Raw genomic sequence first — 20,398 nt, forward strand, 5'->3', positions numbered from 1 at the left:
CCCGGCGTGGCACGCTGTGTGGCGTGTCCACCCTCCGTGACCTCGCCGAGGAGCACACCGCGCTCCGCCCGGCCGACATCGACCACCTGCACCGGATCGCCGGCGACTGGCAGCTGCTGTCCGACCTGTCCTTCGCCGACCTGCTGCTCTGGGTTCCGGTGGACGGCGAGGGCACGTACCTCTGCGTGGCCCAGGTCCGTCCCACCACCGCGCCGACCGCCTACCTGGACGACCAGGTCGGGCGCATCGTCGGCGGGGCCGAGGTGGCCCACCTGGAGGTGGCCCACCGGCAGGGGCGGATCTGGCGCGAGGGTGACCCGGTCTGGTACGGCGACGTCCCGGCCCGCCACGAGGCGATCCCGGTCCGGCTGCGCACCGGCGACGGTGAAGCCGGCGAGGTGATCGCCGTGGTGGGCCGGGACACCAACCTGTCCACCGCGCGCACCCCGAGCCAGCTCGAACTGAACTACCTGACCACCGCCGACGACCTCGCCCAGATGATCGCCGACGGCACGTTCCCGCCGCCCCGGCACCCGGGCGAGACCACCTCGGCGCCCCGGGTCGGCGACGGACTGGTGCGGCTCGACGCCAACGGCAAGGTCACCTACGCCAGCCCGAACGCGCAGTCCGCGTACCGCCGCCTCGGCTACGCCTCCCACCTCGTCGGGGAGGACCTGGCCAAGCTGCACCGCAGGCTCGCCGACGACCCCCTGGAAGGCACCGACGCGGGCAACGCCGTGCTCGCCGCGCTGCGCGGCGAGGCGCCTCCCCGCCGGGAGATCGACGCCCGCGGCGCCACCATGCTCACCCGGGCGCTGCCGCTGATGCCCGCCGGAGTGCCGATCGGCGCGCTGGTGCTGGTCCGCGACATCACCGAGGTACGCCGCCGCGACCGCGCCCTGATCACCAAGGACGCCACGATCCGGGAGATCCACCACCGGGTGAAGAACAACCTCCAGACCGTCGCCGCGCTGCTGCGCCTCCAGGCCCGGCGCGTCGCCATGCCCGAGGCGCGGGTCGCGCTCGAAGAATCGGTACGCCGGGTCGCCTCGATCGCGCTCGTCCACGAGACGCTCTCCCTGTCCAGCGACGAGGCGGTCGAGTTCGACGGCATCGTGGACCGGGTCGCCAGCGCCGCCACCGAGGTCGCCGTCACCGAGGTCAGCGTGGGCATGCGCCGGTGCGGCACCTTCGGCGTCCTGCCCGCCGAGATCGCGACCTCGCTGGTGATGGTGCTCAACGAGCTGCTGCTCAACGCCGTGGAACACGGCTTCCCGTCCGCCGGCGAGGACGCGGAGCCCGCACCGGCGGACGCGCCCCGGCCCGAGGTGGTGGTCTCCGCGCACCGGGCCCGCAAGCAACTGCACGTCTCGGTCACCGACAACGGCCGGGGCCTGCCCGAACAGTTCGACGCCGAGCGCGGCGGCAACCTGGGCCTCCAGATCGTCCGGGCGCTTGTCACCGGCGAGCTGCGCGGCACCATCGACCTGCGCAACGGCGCCGACGGCGGCACCGAGGCGGCCATCGTCGTACCGCTGGCCCGCGGCACCACCGACCGCCTCACCGGACGAGCAGGGCCACCGTGATCCCCGGCCGGGGCCACACCTGCCGCACCGTGTAGCCCGCGCGCAGCGCGGCTCCCTTCGCGCCCGGCACCGCCGCCAGCGGGTCCGCGCGGCGGCCGGTGACCACCAGCCAGACCCGCTCCATCCCGGCCAGGCACCGTGCCGGGTCGTCGCACTCCACGGCCCACAGGCTCGCGTCCTGACGCTGGTCGCGGACCACCAGCACGTCGCGCGGCAGTCTCGGCCCCAGGTGGTACGCCATGCCGAGATCCGGGAACAGCCACCCGCCCCGGGGCGAGTAGACGATCGCGTCGCCCGACCTCTGCTCGGCGCGGATGATCCGGGCGGCACCCGCGTAGTCGACGGGTGCGCTGCGCGGCCACTCGTGGGTGCGGCGCAGGGCCACCTGTTCGGGCAGCCCGAGCAGCCCGGCCAGCGCCACCAGGGCCAACGCCGCCCCGAACCGCGCCCCGGCCGGAGCGGTCCCCGCCGGCCCCGTCCCGCTGACTGCGGTGCCGGCCGGCGTGGATGCGGTGGGCGCGGTTCCGGGCGGGGCGGGTCCGGTCGGGGCGGGTCCGGTCGGCGGGATCCGGGTCGGTGTCGTGCCGGCCAGGGCCGCACCGGCGAGCAGGCAGGCGAACGGCACGGTGAAGACCAGGTAGCGGGTCACCCAGAGCGGCACCACCGTGCCGGCCGCGAAGAGCAGCAGCACCGGCAGCAGCACGGCGGCGCCGGGCAGCAGCGCCCGCCGGCCCAGCCGGACCGCGCCGAGCGCCGCGAGGGCCAGCAGGAAGCCGCCCACCACGCCGCTCTGCGCCAGCCCACCGGGCAGCGCCGCCAGGTCGGGCAGGCGCGCCGGGTCCACCCAGTCGAGCTGTCGACCGCGCTGTCCCCGGGCGACGAGCGCCAGGGGGATGACGAGCACGACGGCCGGCACCAGCGCCAGCAGCCACCCGGTCAGCACCCGTCGGCCGGACGTCGACGCCTCGCGAGCCTCGCCGGTCAGGTCCTGTGGTTCCGCTTCCGGCGCGTCCGCGCCGTGCTCCCTGCTCCCGGGGTGCGGTGACACCCGTGGCGTTCCACTCGCGCTCGATCTCGTGGCTGGGTGGAACGCCGTGGGTGTCTGCGGTGCGCCGTGCCACCCGTGGCGTTCCACTCGCGCTCGATCTCGCGGCTGGGTGGAACGCCGTGAGTGTCTGCGGCGTGACCGGCTCGCGTCGGACATCTCGGGTCGGTACCGGCCGGGCGGATCGAGGGCCGCCGCGGGGCCACGAGCGGCGGTCAGCAGCACCACCACGGCGTGCGCGGCGAGCAGGGTGAGCGCGATCAGGTGGAGCAGGGCGAGCGGGGCGACGGCGAGGGCGTACCCGGCCCAGCGTCGCCAGGTCGGCCGGCGCAGCGCCTCGACCAGCAGCAGCGTGGCCAGCACGGCGAGCAGCGTCGCGACGGCGTACGGGCGGGCCTCCTGGCCGTACCGCGAGGTGACCGGCAGCACCGCGAACAGCAGTCCGGCGAGCAGCCCGGCGCGGCGGCCGGCCAGCGCCGCGCCGAGGCGGGCGGTGAGCGCCGCAGCCACCGCCATGGCCAGTGCCGAGGGCAGCCGCAGTGCCGTCGGCGACGTGCCGGCCACCGCGGTCCAGCCGTGCACGAGCAGGTAGTACGGCCCGGTCGCGGCGTCGATCGTGCGCGTCATCCGGGTCAGGTCCGCGACCGGCCGGGTGGCGGCGCTCCAGGTGGCCAGCTCGTCCCGCCACGGCTGGGCGTGCCCGAGGCCGGCCAGCGTCACCGCGAGCGTGAGCAGTCCCGGCACCGCCCACACCATCGGGCCCGACCGGGCACTGACGGACGCGGACACGATCCTCCTCACCTCCGCAGCGTCACACGCCCGCGTGCCTCCACCCGCCCGCTCCACCGATTCCCACCCACCCGCCTCCGCCACTGTCGGGGAGGGGACGGGGCGGGGGTGGACGGGAGTCGATCTCGGTGGGGGCCCGTGATGTGGGATCACCGGGCGGAGCTGTGGTCGGGCGGGGCGGGGTGTGGCAGCATGAGGCACATGACCGCCGCTGTCGTCCGCCGCTTCGTGGCTCGTCGCCACGTCGACTACGGCCGCGTGCGCAGCGCGATCTGTCCGGCCCACTGACGACGCCCGACCCTTCCGTCTCGGGCGCGTACTCGCGCCGGCCGTCATCGACATCGCCGTCCACGGCCCTCCCCAGGGCCGGCCGCCGCGTCCGCGCTCGCAGGCACCGCAGCAGACCATGGAGGACGCCGCGATGGCGGTCAGCAGCACCCCGACCCGTCCCGACACCCCGGCGCCTGCCGCCCGTGCGCCCCGCCGGCCACGCGGCGAGGGGCAGTGGGCGCTCGGACACCGTGAGCCGCTCAACCCCAACGAGCGGATCAAGAAGGACGACGACCCGCTGAACGTGCGGGACCGGATCGAGAACATCTACGCCCACCGCGGTTTCGCCTCGATCGACCCGCAGGACCTGCGTGGCCGGTTCCGCTGGTGGGGCCTCTACACCCAGCGCAAGGCCGGCATCGACGGCGGGCGTACGGCAGTGCTGGAGCCGCACGAGCTGGAGGACGAGTTCTTCATGCTCCGGGTCCGGGTGGACGGCGGCCAGCTCAACCTGGCCCAGCTCCGCGTGATCGCGGACATCTCCCGGGAGTTCGCGCGGGACACCGCCGACATCACCGACCGGCAGAACATCCAGTACCACTGGATCCGGGTCGAGGACATGCCGGAGATCTGGCGCCGGCTGGAGGCGGTCGGCCTGCAGACCACCGAGGCGTGCGGCGACTGCCCCCGGATCGTGCTGGGCAGCCCGGTCGCCGGGGTGGCCCGGGACGAGGTGCTCGACCCGACCCCGGCGATCGACGAGATCGTCCGCCGGTACGTCGGCGACAAGGCGTACTCGAACCTGCCCCGGAAGTTCAAGACCTCGATCTCCTGGCTGGTCGACACGCCGTACGAGGCGAACGACATCGCGTTCCTCGGCGTGGAGCACCCCGAGCACGGGCCCGGGTTCGACGTCTGGGTCGGCGGCGGGCTCTCCACCAACCCGATGCTCGCCAAGCGGCTCGGCGTCTGGGTGCCGCTGAGCGAGGTGCCGGACGTGTGGGCCGGTGTGGTCGGCATCTTCCGTGACTACGGCTACCGCCGGCTGCGCAACCGGGCCCGGCTGAAGTTCCTGGTCGCCGACTGGGGCGTGGAGCGCTTCCGCGAGGTGCTGGAGAAGGAATACCTCGGCCGGACGCTGCTCGACGGCCCGGCCGCGGACCTGCCGGCGAAGCCGGTCGACCACATCGGTGTGCACACCCAGCGCGACGGCGCGAACTACGTGGGCGCGGCCCCGGTGGTGGGCCGGGTGTCCGGCACCCAGCTGGCGCAGCTCGCCGACGTGGTCGAGGCGCACGGCAGCGACCGGGTGCGGCTCACCCCGTACCAGAAGCTGCTCGTGCTGAACGTGGCGCCGGAGCGGACCGAGGAGCTGGTCTCGGCGCTGCGCGGGATCGGCCTGGAGGCCCGGCCGTCGGCCTGGCGGCGCGGCACGATGGCCTGCACCGGCATCGAGTTCTGCAAGCTCGCGATCGTGGAGACCAAGCGGCGCGGCGAGGAACTGGTCGCGCGCCTGGAGGAGCGGCTGCGCGACTTCGACGCGGACATCTCCATCCACCTCAACGGCTGCCCGAACGCCTGCGCCCGCACCCAGGTCGCCGACATCGGGCTCAAGGGCCAGCTCGTGGTCGGCCCGGACGGCCGGCAGGTCGAGGGCTTCCAGGTGCACCTCGGCGGCGGCCTCGGCATGGCGCAGGGGCAGTCCGCCGGTTTCGGCCGCAAGCTGCGCGGTCTGAAGACCACCGCCGAGGAGCTTCCGGAGTACGTGGAACGGCTCGCCCGCCGCTACCTGGCCGGCCGGACCGAGGGCGAGACGTTCGCCAACTGGGTGATCAGAGTCGACGAGGAGGAGTTGCGATGAGCGAGCGGAGTGAGCGAATCATTCGGCTCAGTGTGGCGGTGCCTCATCGTGCTGGCGAGCGAAGCGAGGCGGCGCGATGAGCGAGCGGTCCGCGCCTCTCTACTGCCCGTACTGCGGGGAGGAGGACCTGCGACCGCACGAGGCCGGGCACGGCGCCTGGGAGTGCCACGCCTGCGCGCGGGTCTTCGCGGTGAAGTTCACCGGCCTGTTGAGCCGGGTGGTGAACCGGTGACCGGCCTCGTCTCCGCTGCCGGCCTCGGCCTGGTCGGCGCGGCCGAACCGGCCCGCCGCGACCCGGAGGAGCTGCGCGCGCTGGCCGAGGAGGCCGGCCGGGAGCTGGCGGACGCGCCCGCGCTGGAGATCGCGCGGTGGGCGGTGCGGACGTTCGGCGAGCGGTTCTGCGTGACCAGCTCGATGGCCGACGGCGTGCTGGCGCACCTGGTCTCGCGGGTCGCGCCCGGCGTCGACGTGGTGTTCCTGGACACCGGGCTGCACTTCCCGGAGACGTTGAAGGTCCGCGACGAGGTGGCCCGGCGCATGCCGGTGCGGGTGCGCTCGATCCGGCCCCGGATGACCGTGGGCCAGCAGGACGGCCAGTACGGTCCGCGCCTGTTCAACAGGTCCCCGGACGACTGCTGCCAGTTGCGGAAGGTGGAGCCGCTGGAGCGGGCGCTGTCCGGGTACGACGCCTGGGCGGCCGGGCTGCGCCGGGACGAGTCGCCGACCCGGGCGAACACGCCGGTGGTGGGTTTCGACGCGCGGCGCGGCAGGGTCAAGGTGAACCCGATCGCGGCGTGGACCCAGCGGGAGGTGGACGCCTACGTGGCCCGGTACGACATCCCGGTCAACGAGCTGTTCGCCCGCGGCTACGGGTCGATCGGCTGCTGGCCGTGCACGCGGCGGACCCGGGCGGGAGAGGACTCGCGCGCCGGGCGCTGGGCGATGTTCGAGAAGACCGAGTGCGGCCTGCACACCTGAGTGCCGGGCCACCGGTGGTGCTGGTGGCACATGGCAGCCGTGATCCGCGTGCGGCGCAGGCGACCCGGGCGCTGGCCCGGGCCGTGGCGCACACCTGCCCCGGTCGTCAGGTGCTGCCGAGCTGGCTCGACCACACCGATCCCGGGCCGGCCGAGGTGCTGCGCGGGCTGGCCGGCGCCGGCCACTCCCGGGCGGTCCTGGTGCCGCTGCTGCTGACCGCCGCGTACCACCGGAAGGTGGACATCCCGGCGGCGGTCGCGGCGGCCGGCGCGGACATCGAGGTACGGGTGACGGACGTGCTGGGGCCGACCGGCGGCGGGGTGGACGGCGGGCTGCTGGACGGGCTGCGCCGCCGCCTGGCGGAGGCGACCGGTGACGGGCCGGGCGGGCTGGACGCGGTGGTGCTGGCGGCGGCCGGTACCCGGGATCCGGCGGCGCGCGCCTCGGTGGGGCGGGTCGCGGCGGCGTTCGGCGCGGGGCTGGGCGTGCCCTGCCGTGTCTCGTACGCCTCGGCGGCGCCTCCGGAGGTGGGCGGCGCGGTGACGCGGCTGCGCGCCGCTGGTGCCCGCCGCGTCGCCGTGGCCGCCTATTTCCTGGCCCCGGGCCGGTTCCACGACGGGGTACGCACGTCGGCCCGGTCGGCCGGCGCGGTGGCGGTGGCCGACCCGCTGACCGACCTGCCGGAGCTGGCGGACCTGGTCCGGCGGCGGGTGGAGGCGGTGGCGGGCTGACCCGGTCCGGGACAGCAGAACGCCCCGGCCGGAATCCCGGCCGGGGCGTTCAGCGTGTACGGGTCAGGCGGAGTGAGCGCGCAGCACCCGGAGGCCGCCGCGGCGCTTCACCGCGCGACGCTCCTCTTCGCTCATCCCACCCCAGACGCCGGCGTCCTGACCGGACTCCAGCGCCCACTGCAGGCACTGGTCGGTCACGGGGCAGCGCCGGCAGACGGCCTTCGCCTGCTCCACCTGCAGGAGGGCCGGGCCGGACGTCCCGATGGGGAAGAACAGCTCCGGGTCCTCGTCGCGGCAGACCGAATCGTGGCGCCAGTCCATGGCGGCAACACTCCTCATTCTTAGTGGGTGGCCAGATAACGCTTCGTTGCTGTTTCTTTATGCGTCCGCATTGCCGAATGGTGACGGTCAGCATCCATCAATTCGGCGCAGCGTGAGCAGGCTGTGGGGTGCCTGGACCTGCTGGAACAGCTCAACCGAACGAGCCTATCCAGGCAATGTCCCGGCAACACGAGTTCGCTTGTGAATACTTTCACGAACTACAGCGATGTCAAGGGTGACGCTCGGAAAAACTCCGAACAGTGAGCGGGCTCACCACCCATTTGTCCGGGTTTACCAGGGCTCTGGTTACCCGGCGTGCCACAGTCGATAATCAATGTAGTACGGTCCGCGTGACGCTGCTGACATTTCCGGCACCCTTCCTCGGCGTGGCGGCCACCGCACCCGCGTGGCGGGGGGTCCGCGTCAACCGAGTGGGATACCCGAGACCTAGCAGATTACTCTCAGTGCGGCCGGTACGGATGTGAATCGGACTTTCTCCCGCTCGCCGAGGTAGTCCCCGTCCAGCTGGAACGGCAGCGGCCGGTCCGAGACCAGCGTGAACTCGGCCACGTCGTGCAGCCGCAACACCTGCTTGCCGTGCGGGTCCGGTCGCTTCGAGAAGAACTGCGCCGCCGTACGGGCCGTGCTCGCCACCCGCAGCCGCCGCAACGCCAGCACGTCCAGACCGCTGTCGAACGACGCCTCCGGGTTCGGGTTGATCTCCCGGTCACCCAGGTACGTCCACGGCGCGGTGTTCTGGATGATCGCCGTAGCCAACTCCGTCGCGGGCGCCTCACCCGGCCGCTCCAGCGTGATCGACGGGTGGCGGCGGTCCGAGCCGACGAAGTACTGACTCGCCGTGGAACGGAAGTAGAGCGCCGGGGTGGAGACGCGCCCCTTCCTGCGGGCCTGCTCCACCCGGCGGATGACCGCCGCGTCCAGCCCGAAGCCCGCGCAGAACGTGAAGTAGCGGTCGTCCGCCCGGCCCAGCCCGATCGTGCGGGACCGGCCCAGCCGCAGCCCCTCCAGGATCATGCTGGTGCCGTCCGGCCACTCCCGCGGCAGCCCGAGCGCGCGGGCGAAGACGTTCGTCGAACCGCCCGGCACCGTGGCCAGCGCGGGCAGCCGCTCGGCCGAGGACTGTCCGGTGCGGAACGTCGGCGGCTCCGCCGCCATCAGACCGTTCACCACCTCGTTGACGGTGCCGTCGCCGCCGAGCGTGACCACCAGGTCGACGCCCTCCTGCGCGGCCTCCCGGGCCAGGTCCATGGCATGGCCCCGCCGGCGGGTGTAGCGCACCGACAGGTCGACTTCACTGCGCAACGCCCGGACCAGCACGTCCCGGCTGCGCTCGCTGGTGGTGGTGGCCTTCGGATTGACCATCAGGACGGCCCGCATGGGCGGCACTGTACCGCTACTACCCACCGGTATCGTGGCGCCCGTGACGATCGACTCCGACCCGCTCCCCGGCACGCTGCGCGCCGCGGTGCTCCTGCTACGTGCCCAGGCGGTGGCGCTGGGGCTGATCGCGGTGTGGCTCATCTGGTCCGACCTCACCGCCGAAACGACGGATCTGACCTCGGCGCTGCTGGTGACCGCCTTCGCCGTCGGTGGCGCGGTGGCGCTCTGGGCGCTGGGTGGCGCGCTGTCCCGCCGCCGGGCCGGGGCCCGCGCGCCGGCCATCGTGCTCCAGCTCATGCTGCTGCCGGTCGGCTGGTTCATGATCGAGGGCGGCATGGGCTGGCTCGGGGTGCCGCTGATGGCTCTCGGGCTCGGCATGGTCGGCGTGCTGGTGAGCGGTCCGACCAACCGCGCGCTGGGCTTCGGCGAGCGGCCCGCCGAGCGCTGAGCCGGGCCGGCAAGCGTGGGGCCGCTGAGCCCGAACCGGCCCGGACACCGCCGGGGCCGGTGGCCGCGACGACCGGTCAGAAGCCGCCGGCGCGGCGGGTCAGCAGCGAGATGGTGGCCCGGCCACCGGACGCCTGGGCGTTCGCCCCGGTGGTGAGCGCGGTGAGCACCTTCCACGCGAACGACGACTCGGACGGGAGCGTGGCACCCCGGACCGTCGGCACCGTCACCTCGACGGTGAGCGCGTCCTCGGTGACCGCGAAGCGGCACTCCAGCTCGGCGTCACGGGTGGCGATGGCGAGCAGCATGGCGCACGCCTCGTCGACGGCGATGCGCAGATCCTCGATCTCGTCGAGGGCGAACTGGAGCCGGGCCGCGAGCCCGGCCGTGGCGGTGCGGAGCACGCCGAGGTAACCACCGTCGGCGGGCACGGTGAGATGGACGACGTCGTCGTCGGTCGTCGGGTGCCCGGTCAGTTGAGTCACGGCTCCTCCCCCCGGTGCGGGACTCTACCCGGTCAGGGGGCGGACCGCGTGGGCGCGGCCGTCGCGTGCGTGGCGAGCTCGCGCAACGCGGCCCCGGCCAGGCGGTACGGGGTCCACTCGTCCATCGGCGTCGCGCCGATCGCGGCGTAGAAGCGGGCCGCCGGGTTCCAGTGGATCATCCACCACTCCAGCCGCTGGTAGCCGCGCTCCACGCAGATCGCGGCGAGCGTGGCGAGCAGCATCCGGCCCGCGCCGGTGCCCCGGGCGTCCGGGCGGACGTAGAGGTCCTCCAGGTAGATGCCGTGCACGCCGGCCCAGGTGGAGAAGTTGAGGAACCAGAGCGCGAAACCGACCGGCCGGTCCGACGCGTCGACCGCGACGTGGCCGTACAGCGCCGGCGACGGGCCGAACAGGGCCGTGTCGAGCTGCTTCGTGGTGAGGTGGCACTGCTCGGGCGCGCGCTCGTACTCGGCGAGTTCGTGCACCATGGCGACGACGGCCGGTACGTCCTCGGGACGTACCGGCCGGATCGTCGGAGCGCCGTCGGGCGACGTCACGCCTGCTTGGTCTCCCAGAAGATCTTCGAGATCTCGTCGATCTTCGCCAGCAGCTCGTCGGCCTTGGCCGGGTCGGTGCCACCCTTGGCGCCGGCCGCGCCGGCCAGCTTGGTGGCCTCGTTGAACAGCTGGTGCAGGTGCGGGTACTTCTCGAAGTGCGGCGCCTTGAAGTAGTCGGTCCAGAGCACCCACAGGTGGTGCTTGACCAGCTCCGCCCGCTGCTCCTTGATCAGGATGGCGCGGGTGCGGAACTCCGGGTCGGTGTTGGCCTGGTACTTCTCGCAGATCATTTTGACCGACTCGGCCTCGATCCGGGCCTGGGCCGGGTCGTATACGCCGCAGGGCAGGTCGCAGTGAGCGCTGGCCGTCACCCGGGGCGTGAGGATGCGGGGAAGGCGCATCAGGATCCTCCATGGGTTGTTTGCGATGATCCAGGACGACATTACTCCTGGAGACGCCCTCGGGGGCTGTGAGGTGACATGGCGCCCACCGGTGAATCTCCGGCTCTGCGCGGCCCGCTGGTGCCGGTGCTGGTGACCGGCCCGTCCATGTCCCCGACGCTGCGTCACGGCGACGCGGTGCTGGTCCGCACCGGAGGCCGGCCGGTACGCCCCGGGGACGTGGTCGTCGCGGTGTTCCGCAGCCGCCCCGGCCTGCTCGTCGTGAAGCGGGCGGTGGAACCCCGCGACGGCGGATGGTGGTTGCGCGGCGACAACGGTTTCGTCACCGACGACTCCCGGGCGTACGGGGTGGCCGACGTCCGCGGCCGGGTGGTGGCCCGCTGGTGGCCGCGTCCGGGACGGGTCAGGAGCAGGTGACGACCGACCGGATATGACCCCGCTCACATACCGGGTGCCGAAGCGTGACTATGCTCGAAAAGTGCCCGGGTGACCCCCGCACCGCCGCGCCGCCGGTCGCTGACCACCGCTGACCACGCCGGCCGGTCCGTCTGCTCGACAGATCCTGGAGTCACCATGTCTTCGTCCACCCCGGACCCCGCCGATCCCGTCTTCCGCCTGCACGTCGGCGGCAAGATGACAGTCGCCTCCACGGTGCCGCTGACCAGCCGCGAGGACCTCTCCCTCGCGTACACCCCGGGGGTTGCCCGGGTGTGTGAGGCGATCGCCGCCGACCCCGCGCTCGCCGACACCTACACCTGGGTGTCGCACACCGTCGCCGTGGTCACCGACGGTTCCGCCGTACTCGGTCTGGGCAACATCGGCCCGCGCGCCGCGCTGCCCGTGATGGAGGGCAAGGCGGTGCTGTTCAAGCAGTTCGCCGGCGTGGACGCGGTACCGGTTTGCCTGGACACCCAGGACGTGGACGAGATCGTCGCGACGGTCAAGGCGCTCGCACCGTCGTTCGGCGGGATCAACCTGGAGGACATCAGCGCCCCGCGCTGCTTCGAGGTGGAGCGCCGGCTCGACGAGGCGCTGGACATCCCGGTCTTCCACGACGACCAGCACGGCACCGCGATCGTGGTGCTCGCCGCGCTGCGCAACGCCGCCGCGCTGCTCAACCGCAAACTCGGTGACCTGCGGGTGGCGGTCAGCGGCGCGGGCGCGGCCGGGGTGGCGGTCACCAAGATGCTGATCGCCGGCGGGGTCGACCCGGACCGGGTGGTGGTGTGCGACTCGCGCGGCATCATCGGCCGGCACCGGGAGCTGACCGGCACCAAGGCCGAGCTGGCCGAGCTCACCAACGCCGAGGGCCGACAGGGCGACATCACCGAGGCGCTGCGCGACGCGGACGTGCTCATCGGCGTCTCCGGCGGGCAGATCCCGGAGGCGGCGGTGGCCGGCATGGCCCCCGGCGGCATCGTGTTCGCGCTGGCCAACCCCACCCCTGAAGTGCACCCCGAGGTGGCCGCCCGGCACGTGGCGGTGGTCGCCACCGGGCGCAGCGACTACCCGAACCAGATCAACAACGTGCTGGCGTTCCCGGGTGTGTTCCGGGGCGCGCTGGACGCCGGCGCCACCCGGATCACCGACTCGATGAAGGTGGCCGCCGCCGACGCCATCGCCGGCGTGGTGGCCTCGTCGCTGACCGCCGACGCGATCGTGCCCTCGCCGCTGGACCCGCGAGTCGCCCCGGCGGTGGCCGCGGCGGTCGCCGAGGCCGCCCGCAGCGACGGCGTCGCCCGCCGCTGAGATGTAAGGAAGGGGCCCTTCTTAACGCCTCCGGTAGAGGAAGGGCCCCTTCTTAACTCCTGTTCAGCTTGTTACCGTGCCGATCATGCGTGCTGCCTATGCCTCGGCCTTCGACGCCGACAACCCGCTCGCCGCGCTCGCCGTCGGCGACCGTCCCGAGCCGACCCACCCGCAGGACGACTGGGTCACCGTGCAGGTACGGGCCAGCTCGCTCAACCACCACGACCTCTGGTCGCTGCGCGGCGTGGGCCTGACCGCCGACCAGCTTCCGATGATCCTGGGCTGCGACGCGGTCGGCACCGACCCGGACGGCAACGAGGTGGTCATCTACCCGGTGGTGCCCACCCCTGGCGACCCGCGCGGCGTCTCCATCCTCTCCGAGCACTACCAGGGCACGTTCGCCGAGCTTGTCGCCGTACCCCGGATGAATTTGCTGCCGCTGCCCGACGGCCTGTCGGCGACCGACGCGGCGTGCCTGCCCACGGCCTGGCTCACCGCTTGGCGGATGCTGACCACCAAGGGCCGGGTCGCCGACGGCGAGTCGGTGCTGGTCCAGGGCGCCGGCGGCGGCGTGGCCACCGCGGCTGTCGCGCTCGGCGTCGCGCTGGGCAAGCGGGTGTACGCGACGAGCCGCGACGCCGCCAAGCGGGAGCGGATCACCGAGCTGGGGGCGACCGCGCTGGAGCCCGGCGCACGGCTGCCGGAACGGGTCGACGTGGTGATCGAGACGGTCGGTGCGGCCACCTTCGACCACTCGCTGAAGTCCGCCGCCCCGATGGCCCGGATCGTCGTCTCGGGCGCCACCGCCGGCCACGAGCCGAAGGTCAACCTGCGCCGGGTCTTCGCCATGCAGCTGGAGATCCTCGGCACCTCGATGGGTACCCCGGACGAGCTGACCGAACTGCTCGCGTTCTGCGCCGAGCACGAGGTGCGCCCGGTGGTCGACCGGGTGGTGCCGTTCAGTGCGATCTCCGAGGCGTTCGCCCGGCTGCACTCCGGTGAGGTCTTCGGCAAGCTGGTCGTCGACCACACCGCCTGACGCCGACCCCGCCGGCACCGCAGACGCCGCGTGCGGCGCGGACGGCGCGTGCGGCGTGCGGCGTGCGGCGCGTTAAGAAGGGGCCCCTTCTCTACCGGAGACGTTAAGAAGGGGCCCTTCCTTACAGGCGGTCGTCGAGGGTGGCCAGGCCGCCCTTGGCCGCGTCGGCGGGCAGGCGCTTCTTCGCCGCCGGGTCGCCGTAGAGCGTCCAGCGGAGGAACTCGACAGTGGTGTCGGCGACCACGCCCAGCGCCTTGCCGTCGCCCAGCAGCGCCCGGCCGTGGTCGCCCTTCGGCAGGCTGAGCATCGCCTTCGGCCACGGCACCGCGTCGAACACGGCCTTGCCCGCCGCGTACGACACCACCTCGTCGGCCTCGCCGTGCACGAACAACTGGGGCGCGGCGGCTCCCGCGAACGCGGTGCCCACACCGAGCGCGGTTCCGGCGAAGACGATGCCCGCGTCCAGCCGCTCGTCCCGCCCCGCGGTGAACAGCCCGATCGTGGTCACACCACCGGCGCTGTGCCCGGTCGCCGCCACCCGCTCCGGGTCCAGCCGGCCGCGCAGCGGATCGCCCGCCTTCTCGCCGAGCGCGAGCACCCGCGTCAGCACGTACGACACGTCGGCCGGCTGGTTGAGCACGTCCAGCGGGTTGCCGTCGGTGCCCCGGGAGGTGTGCGGGAAACGCGGCGCGGCGACGACGAAACCGGCCGCCGCCCACCGGGCCAGCAGCGTCTGGTAGTCCTCCGGCCGGGCGCTCAGCCCGTGGCTGAACAACACCACCGGGAACCGCCCGTCCGCGGCCGGGGCGGAACGCTCGGCCCCGCCACCGGCGGCGCCCGCCGCCGGGTACCAGAGCGTCACCGGCAGGGGCCGGTCGCCGTCGCGGTTCAGCTCCACCTGGCGTACGCCGACCGCGAAGCTGTCCGTGGGAGCCTTGCCGGCGGGTACGCGCGGAGCCGGTGTGGTGGTCGTCGGTGGGGTGTCGGGAGCGGGCGGCCCGACCGGGGCGGTGGGCTGCTCCGAGCAGCCGGTGAGGGCGGCGCCGAGCACGGCGGCGGTGAGCAGGGCGACGGGTCGACGGCGCATGAACTCGATTGTGCCTCGCGATTCCGGCCATCAGGCCCGGTCAGCGCTGCGGGTGACCACGAGCTGACGCCCGGAGACGGGCGTCAGCTCGGCCGCGTCCTTGGCCCGGCGGGGGCGATCCGGCATCCAGACCGGGAACATCTCCTTCAGCTCGATCTGCGCCGCGACGCTGATCACCGGCGCGGTGAGCGCGCCGATCCGGCCGGGCGGTCCGGCCAGCATGCCGTCCGGAAGGAGCGTTCCCGCCCAGGGCCCGGCGCCGACGACGACCCGGCCGTCCGCGTCCCGGCCGAGGTACGCGAAGCTCAGCTCGACGTCGTCGCGCAGCAGGTCGAGTTGGAGCGTTGCCGGCATCCGGGGGTCGGGGCGCCAGCCGAGCGTGCCGAGCCGCTCGGCCAGCGTTGCGGCGTCGTCCCGCCAGCAGTACCAGTCGACGTCCACGTGCGGTCGGGTGACGTCGCCGAGGTGGAGCCCTCGCCCTGGTGCGTCGATCATGAAGTTGGCGGCGACAAACCGGACGGCGAACGCCGTCAACTTCATGATCGACGGGTTACGGGTACGGGTACGGGCAGGGCGCGGGTGGTGAAGGTGGTCAGGCCGGGGGCTGTGGCGTCGGCGGGGAGGCGGTGCAGGGCGGCGCGGTCGGCGTAGAGCGTCCAGCGCAGGAAGTCGGTGGTGGTGGCGAGCACCTGGGCGAAGCCGGGCCGTCCCGGCGTCAGGTACTCGCCGTGGCCCTGACCGGTGAGGCTCAGGAAGGCGGCCGGCCCGAGACAGCGGGCGTACGCGGCCCGGCCGATCGGTTCCGGCACGATCCGGTCGGCGCTTCCGTGCACGAACAGCATCGGCGCGAGCGGCCGGGAGAGGCCGGCGACGGTCCGGCCACCGGCGATCACGATTCCGGCCCGTACCGGCCACGGCTGTCCGGAGGCGAACATGCCGAGCGTGGTGTGCCCGCCGGCCGAGTGCCCGGCGGCGGCGAGCCGGTCCACGTCCATGTGCGCGCCGAGCGGATCCCCGGGGCGGGCGCCCAGCCGGACCAGGTGGCGGATCAGTCGCCACGCGTCGGCGGGCTGGTTGCGGACGTCGTCGCGGGTGTAGCTGCGGGCGCGCTGGTTCGTCCGCGGGTAGGCGGGCGCGACCACCACGAATCCGGCGGCGGCCCAGCGGCTGGTCAGCGCCGCGTGCAGGGCGGGCAGGCTGCGCAGCCCGTGGCTGTAGAGCACCACCGGGAACCGTCCGGCGGCGAACGGCGCACCGGGCCGCACGCGCGGTCCGTGCTTCGGGCCGGGACTCGCCGGTGCGGCCGGGCCGGACCCGGAGGGGGTGGCGAGGACGGACGGGCGAGACGCAAGGGCCGTGGCCTCACCGGATCCGCCCGAGCCGGACACGGCCGCGAGATCCGCCCCGGACGTGCCAGAGCCGGACGTGCCAGGGCCGGACGTGCCAGGGCCGGACGTGCCGGAGCCGGACGTGCCAGAGCCCGACGGGCCAGGGCCGGACGTGCCGGAGCCGGCCGAACCGGGGCCGGCCGCGTGCGGCGGTGCGGGGGACGGTTGCGCCGGGTACCAGACGGTTACCGGCAGCGGCCGCCTGCCGTCCGGGTCGAGCGTGAACTGCCGCAGCCCCACCGCGTACTGGTCCTCCGGCGCGGACCCGACGGCGGCCGGAACCGGGTCGGGCGTGGCCACGGCCGGCCCGCAACCGGCCAGCAGCGCCGTCGTCAGCGCGGCGACCAGCCGCTGCCCCCTCACCCCTGCACGGTAGGCAGCCGAGCGGTCGGCGCGCGCCCGCCGTCCGGGCCGGTCGGCACCGCCACCCGGGCGGCTCCCGCCTCCACCGGGTGGCCGGGTTTGCCCGATTCCGCCACCCGGATCCGCAGGTGGCGGCACGGCGGGACGTTCCGGTCCGGTCGGCTTCGCTAGGGTCGGCCGCATGGCTGAGAACTACACCGACCCGAGTGGCAACACCGCGCAGTTCCGCGCGTTCGTCGATTCTCCCGAGCCGGCCGCGTCGGCGCCGGCGCCGTCCCGCCTGCCGTTGATCGCCGGCGTGGCAGTCGCCGCCGTCGTGGTGGTCGCCCTGGTCGCCTGGATCGCCCTGGGCTGATCGCGGCTGCCCCGGCCCGGATCAGCCGCGGGGAGGGCGGGCGCACGCGGTCAGACGCCGATCACCTCGCGGGTCTCGCGGGCGATCTCCCGCTCCTCGTCGGTGCCGACCACGAGCACCGCCACCTCCGCACCGTCGGGGGAGACGAGCCGGTCGCCGTGACCGTCGTTGCGCGCCGGGTCGACCGCGACGCCCAGCCGCTCCAGCCCGGCCAGCGAGGCTGCCCGGACCGGTGCGGCGTGCTCGCCGACCCCGGCGGTGAACGCGATCGCGTCGACCCGGCCGAGCAGGGCGTAGTACGCGCCCACGTATCCGGTGATCCGCCGGCAGTAGACGTCGAACGCCAGCGTCGCGTCCGGGTCACCGGAGTCGCGGCGGGCCAGCACCTCGCGCATGTCGTTCACACCGGTCAGCCCGAGCAGGCCGCTGCGGTGGTTGAGCAGATCGTCGATGTCGTCCACGACCATGCCGCCCTCGCGGCGCAGGTGGAAGATGACCGTCGGGTCGAGGTCGCCGCTGCGGGTGCCCATCACCAGGCCCTCCAGCGGGGACATGCCCATCGAGGTGGCCACGCTGCGCCCGCCCTGTACGGCACACGCGCTCGCCCCGTTGCCCAGGTGCAGGGTGATCGTGTTGATCCGGTCGTACGGGCGGTCGAGCAGGTCGGCGACGCGACGCGAGACGTACGCGTGCGAGGTGCCGTGGAAGCCGTAGCGGCGCACGTCGTACCGCTCGGCGGTGGCCTTGTCGATCGCGTACGTGGCGGCGGCCTCGGGCAGCGTGTGGTGGAACGCGGTGTCGAACACCGCCACCTGCGGGGTGTCCGGCAGCGCCTCCCGGGCCACCCGGATGCCGGCCAGGTTGGCCGGGTTGTGCAGCGGGGCCAGCGGCACCAGATCCTCGATCGCGGTGACGACCGCGTCGTCGATGCGTACCGGCGCGCTGAACTTCCGCCCGCCGTGCACCACCCGGTGGCCGACGCCGGACAGCCCGGTCAGGTCGAGCCGGCCGATGATCTCCCGGACCGCGCTCTCGTGGTCGGCCGGCCCGCCGCCGGGTTCGCCGATCCGCTCGACGGTGCCCTTGTCCAGGACGTCGTCGCCGTCGTACAGCCGGTACTTGACCGACGAGGATCCGCTGTTGAGGACCAGGATGCGGCTCATTCCGACGCCTCCGCGGCGGCCTGGATGGCGGTGATCGCCACCGTGTTGACGATGTCCGGCACTCCCGCGCCCCGGGACAGGTCGTTCACCGGCCGCCGCAGGCCCTGCATGACCGGCCCGACCGCCACCGCTCCGGCCGACCGCTGCACCGCCTTGTACGTGTTGTTGCCGGTGTTCAGGTCCGGGAAGATGAACACGGTGGCCCGTCCCGCCACCGGGCTGTCCGGCAGCTTGGTGGCCGCCACCTGCGGGTCGATCGCCGCGTCGTACTGGATCGGGCCCTCGACCAGCAGGTCCGGCCGGCGTTCCCGGACCAGCTTGGTGGCCGCCGCGACCTTCTCCACGTCGGCGCCGGCGCCGGAGCTGCCGGTGGAGTACGACAGCATCGCCACCCGCGGCTCGATGCCGAACCGGGCCGCCGTGTCGGCCGACGAGATGGCGATGTCGGCGAGCTGGTCGGCGTCCGGGTCGGGGTTGACCGCGCAGTCGCCGTACACCAGCACCCGGTCGGCGAGCAGCATGAAGAAGACGCTGGACGCGACGGAGACGCCGGGCACGGTCCGGATGATCTCGAACGCGGGCCGGATGGTGGCGGCTGTGGTGTGGGTGGCGCCGGAGACCATGCCGTCGGCGTGGCCGGTCTGCACCATCATCGTGCCGAAGTAGTTGGGCTGCGCGACGATGTCGTGCGCCAGCTCCGCGGTGACGCCGCGGTGGGCGCGCAACTGCGCGTACGCCTGCGCGAACTCGTCCCGCCACGGGCTGGTCACCGGGTCGACGACTTGGGCGTCACCGAGGTCGACGCCCAGTTCCCGGGTGCGCCGGGCGATCTCGTCCGGGCGGCCGAGCAGGGTCAGTTCGGCGACGCCCCGGCGCAGCAGCACCTCGGTCGCGCGCAGGATCCGCTCGTCGGTGCCCTCGGGCAGCACCAGCCGGCGGCGCCGGGCTCGGGCGCGGTCGATCAGGTCGTTCTCGAACATCAGCGGGGTGACCCGCGCGGACCGGCTGACCCGCAGCCGGCGGGCCAGGTCGTCGGTGTCCACGCAGCGCTCGAACGCGCCGAGCGCGGCCTCGACCTTGCGCGGGTTGGCGGTGCTGGGGCGGCCCTCGATCCGGCTGGACGCGGCCACCGTGTCGTAACTGTCGCTCGGTACCGACAGCACGGCCAGCCCGCTGTTCATCCGCTCGACCAGGCGCATGGCGCGCGGGTCGGGCTGCTCGCCGAGCGTGAGCACCAGGCCGGCCAGCGACACCTGCCCGGCCACGTGCGCGGCGGCGGCGGCGACCAGCAGGTCCGCCCGGTCGCCCGGGGTGATCACCAGCGCCCCGTCGGTGAGGTGGTCGAGCAGTGTCGGCACGTGGGCCGCGCCGACCACGTAGTCGAGCACGTCGCGGTCGAGCGCGCTCTCGTCGCCGGTGAGCACGGTGCCGCGCAGCGCCGCCGCCACCTCGGCCACCGTCGGCGCCGACACGGTCGGCACCTCCGGGATCGCGTACGCGGGCACCGGCAGATCGGGCAGCGTCATCGGCTCGGGCACGCGGTTGGCCAGCACCGCGATCACCGTCGCGCCGAGGTCGGCCAGATCGTGGTACGCGCCGCGCAGCGCCGCCGCGATCGCGTCCGGCTCCTGCCCGAACCCGTCCACCACCGGCACCACGACGCTGCCGAACTCGGTCGCCAGGCGGGCGTTGAAGGCCAGCTCGCGGGGGCCGGTGCCGTCGCCGTAGGCGAAGTCGCTGCCGACCACCACCATGGCCGGGCAGCGCCGTTCCACTTCCCGGTAGCGGGTGACGATCCGGGAGATCAGCTCCTCCCGGCGGCCGTCCGCGACGAGCGCGCTCGCCTCGGCGTACGTGGCGCCGTACAGCTGGTCGACCGGCAGGTCCATCCGGTAGCGCTCGGTGAGCAGGGCCAGGATCGGGTCGGCTCCGTCACCGCCGACGAGCGGCCGGAACGCGCCTATCCGTTCCACCTGGCGGGACAACAGCTCGGCCAGCCCGAGCGCCACCGTCGACTTCCCACCGCCCGAGCCAACGCCGGTCAGGTACACGCTGCGCGCCACGACCTCACGCTACAAGATCGCCCGGACCTCCGCCCGGGTCCTTCGACCCTCGCCACCACCGACCTCGTACGGGGATGGTAGGGGGCGTCAGTCGTCGTCGGGGTCGTCGAGGCGGGCCAGCCAGGTGGCGAACCGCTCGATCGGGGTCTCGAACTCCGGGTTCAGATCGATGAAGTCACGCAGCCGCTCGCCCAGCCACTCCATGCTGACCTGCTCGTCGCCACGGCGCTCGACCAGTTCCTCGATGCCACGGTCGGTGAAGTACACGGTGTTCCTCTCGTCGTCGTACGGCAGCGGCCCGCCCCGGGTCGGGACGGGC

At 73.7% G+C, this 20,398-nt stretch carries 22 protein-coding genes; 10 read left to right on the top strand and 12 right to left on the bottom strand.

Annotation, left to right across the window (positions count from 1 at the left end):
- The first annotated feature begins 23 nt into the window (after positions 1-23).
- Positions 24-1,586 (top strand): PAS domain-containing sensor histidine kinase, encoded by a 1,563-nt coding sequence (locus C569_RS29855; RefSeq protein WP_018784778.1) that lies wholly within the window; start codon positions 24-26, stop codon positions 1,584-1,586.
- On the opposite strand, the gene C569_RS0105410 is transcribed toward C569_RS29855, so the two are convergent.
- Positions 1,561-3,420, bottom strand: a complete 1,860-nt coding sequence (locus C569_RS0105410) for a glycosyltransferase family 39 protein (protein ID WP_018784779.1) — start codon at positions 3,418-3,420, stop codon at positions 1,561-1,563. The genes C569_RS29855 and C569_RS0105410 overlap by 26 nt on opposite strands.
- Before the next feature lie 421 nt (positions 3,421-3,841).
- Between C569_RS0105410 and C569_RS0105420 the strand changes: the two genes are divergently transcribed.
- From C569_RS0105420 to C569_RS0105435, 4 genes are all read left to right on the top strand, one after another.
- Entirely contained in the window at positions 3,842-5,551 is a 1,710-nt protein-coding gene (locus C569_RS0105420) for a nitrite/sulfite reductase (RefSeq protein WP_026267732.1), read from the top strand.
- 76 nt (positions 5,552-5,627) lie between these two features.
- Positions 5,628-5,783 carry a hypothetical protein gene (locus C569_RS33605; RefSeq protein ID WP_018784782.1) on the top strand — a complete coding sequence of 52 codons (156 nt, stop codon included), beginning with the start codon at positions 5,628-5,630 and terminating at the stop codon, positions 5,781-5,783.
- Entirely contained in the window at positions 5,780-6,529 is a 750-nt protein-coding gene (locus C569_RS0105430) for a phosphoadenylyl-sulfate reductase (RefSeq protein WP_018784783.1), read from the top strand. The genes C569_RS33605 and C569_RS0105430 overlap by 4 nt, the downstream gene beginning before the upstream one ends.
- Positions 6,511-7,260, top strand: a complete 750-nt coding sequence (locus C569_RS0105435) for a sirohydrochlorin chelatase (protein WP_026267733.1) — start codon at positions 6,511-6,513, stop codon at positions 7,258-7,260. The genes C569_RS0105430 and C569_RS0105435 overlap by 19 nt, the downstream gene beginning before the upstream one ends.
- 63 nt (positions 7,261-7,323) lie before the next feature.
- Here C569_RS0105435 and C569_RS0105440 read toward each other — a convergent pair whose 3' ends face one another.
- Together C569_RS0105440 and C569_RS0105445 are read right to left on the bottom strand one after the other, a co-directional pair.
- Positions 7,324-7,581, bottom strand: a complete 258-nt coding sequence (locus tag C569_RS0105440; RefSeq protein WP_013288358.1) for a WhiB family transcriptional regulator — start codon at positions 7,579-7,581, stop codon at positions 7,324-7,326.
- A 447-nt stretch (positions 7,582-8,028) separates the two neighbouring features.
- Positions 8,029-8,979 (bottom strand): diacylglycerol kinase family protein, encoded by a 951-nt coding sequence (locus tag C569_RS0105445; RefSeq protein ID WP_018784785.1) that lies wholly within the window; start codon positions 8,977-8,979, stop codon positions 8,029-8,031.
- Positions 8,980-9,022: 43 nt separating this feature from the next.
- Here C569_RS0105445 and C569_RS0105450 point away from each other — a divergent pair, with 43 nt between their 5' ends.
- Positions 9,023-9,430: a hypothetical protein gene (locus tag C569_RS0105450; RefSeq protein WP_026267734.1), complete on the top strand. Its 408-nt coding sequence runs from the start codon at positions 9,023-9,025 to the stop codon at positions 9,428-9,430.
- Positions 9,431-9,506: 76 nt separating this feature from the next.
- Here C569_RS0105450 and C569_RS0105455 read toward each other — a convergent pair whose 3' ends face one another.
- Genes C569_RS0105455 through sodN form a run of 3 tightly spaced genes read right to left on the bottom strand, consistent with a single transcriptional unit; the run spans position 9,507 to position 10,872 of the window.
- Complete coding sequence (locus C569_RS0105455; RefSeq protein ID WP_018784787.1) at positions 9,507-9,914, bottom strand: ATP-binding protein; 408 nt, start codon at positions 9,912-9,914, stop codon at positions 9,507-9,509.
- A 32-nt stretch (positions 9,915-9,946) separates the two neighbouring features.
- Entirely contained in the window at positions 9,947-10,471 is a 525-nt protein-coding gene (locus C569_RS0105460) for a GNAT family N-acetyltransferase (protein WP_018784788.1), read from the bottom strand.
- The gene (gene sodN / locus C569_RS0105465) at positions 10,468-10,872 is read right to left on the bottom strand and encodes a superoxide dismutase, Ni (protein WP_013288353.1); all 405 of its coding nucleotides are present in this window, start codon (positions 10,870-10,872) and stop codon (positions 10,468-10,470) included. Before sodN ends, C569_RS0105460 begins: the two co-directional genes overlap by 4 nt.
- 78 nt (positions 10,873-10,950) lie before the next feature.
- Here sodN and C569_RS0105470 point away from each other — a divergent pair, with 78 nt between their 5' ends.
- From C569_RS0105470 to C569_RS0105480, 3 genes are all read left to right on the top strand, one after another.
- Positions 10,951-11,289 carry a S24/S26 family peptidase gene (locus C569_RS0105470; protein WP_018784789.1) on the top strand — a complete coding sequence of 113 codons (339 nt, stop codon included), beginning with the start codon at positions 10,951-10,953 and terminating at the stop codon, positions 11,287-11,289.
- A 156-nt stretch (positions 11,290-11,445) separates the two neighbouring features.
- Complete coding sequence (locus C569_RS0105475) at positions 11,446-12,621, top strand: NADP-dependent malic enzyme (protein ID WP_018784790.1); 1,176 nt, start codon at positions 11,446-11,448, stop codon at positions 12,619-12,621.
- 76 nt (positions 12,622-12,697) lie between these two features.
- Positions 12,698-13,660: a zinc-binding dehydrogenase gene (locus tag C569_RS0105480; RefSeq protein WP_018784791.1), complete on the top strand. Its 963-nt coding sequence runs from the start codon at positions 12,698-12,700 to the stop codon at positions 13,658-13,660.
- Positions 13,661-13,781: 121 nt separating this feature from the next.
- Here the strand turns inward: C569_RS0105480 and C569_RS0105485 are convergent, their stop codons facing one another.
- The 3 genes from C569_RS0105485 to C569_RS0105495 are packed head-to-tail and all read right to left on the bottom strand — an operon-like array spanning position 13,782 to position 16,498.
- A complete protein-coding gene (locus C569_RS0105485; RefSeq protein WP_018784792.1) occupies positions 13,782-14,747 on the bottom strand; it encodes a chlorophyllase in 966 nt (321 codons plus the stop codon).
- A 30-nt stretch (positions 14,748-14,777) separates the two neighbouring features.
- Positions 14,778-15,287 carry a hypothetical protein gene (locus C569_RS29860; RefSeq protein WP_018784793.1) on the bottom strand — a complete coding sequence of 170 codons (510 nt, stop codon included), beginning with the start codon at positions 15,285-15,287 and terminating at the stop codon, positions 14,778-14,780.
- On the bottom strand, positions 15,284-16,498 hold the full coding sequence (locus C569_RS0105495; RefSeq protein ID WP_018784794.1) for an alpha/beta hydrolase: 1,215 nt from the start codon (positions 16,496-16,498) through the stop codon (positions 15,284-15,286). Before C569_RS0105495 ends, C569_RS29860 begins: the two co-directional genes overlap by 4 nt.
- A gap of 181 nt (positions 16,499-16,679) precedes the next feature.
- Here C569_RS0105495 and C569_RS33610 point away from each other — a divergent pair, with 181 nt between their 5' ends.
- Entirely contained in the window at positions 16,680-16,853 is a 174-nt protein-coding gene (locus tag C569_RS33610; RefSeq protein WP_018784795.1) for a hypothetical protein, read from the top strand.
- A gap of 50 nt (positions 16,854-16,903) precedes the next feature.
- Here the strand turns inward: C569_RS33610 and C569_RS0105505 are convergent, their stop codons facing one another.
- From C569_RS0105505 to C569_RS0105515, 3 genes are all read right to left on the bottom strand, one after another.
- Entirely contained in the window at positions 16,904-18,016 is a 1,113-nt protein-coding gene (locus C569_RS0105505; protein ID WP_018784796.1) for an acetate/propionate family kinase, read from the bottom strand.
- A complete protein-coding gene (gene pta, locus C569_RS0105510; protein ID WP_018784797.1) occupies positions 18,013-20,079 on the bottom strand; it encodes a phosphate acetyltransferase in 2,067 nt (688 codons plus the stop codon). The genes C569_RS0105505 and pta overlap by 4 nt, the downstream gene beginning before the upstream one ends.
- 87 nt (positions 20,080-20,166) lie before the next feature.
- Positions 20,167-20,346 carry a DUF6104 family protein gene (locus C569_RS0105515; protein WP_013288341.1) on the bottom strand — a complete coding sequence of 60 codons (180 nt, stop codon included), beginning with the start codon at positions 20,344-20,346 and terminating at the stop codon, positions 20,167-20,169.
- Between the last annotated feature and the right edge of the window lie 52 nt (positions 20,347-20,398).

This window comes from Micromonospora sp. CNB394, from assembly GCF_000374985.1.
GTDB lineage: Bacteria > Actinomycetota > Actinomycetes > Mycobacteriales > Micromonosporaceae > Micromonospora > Micromonospora marina.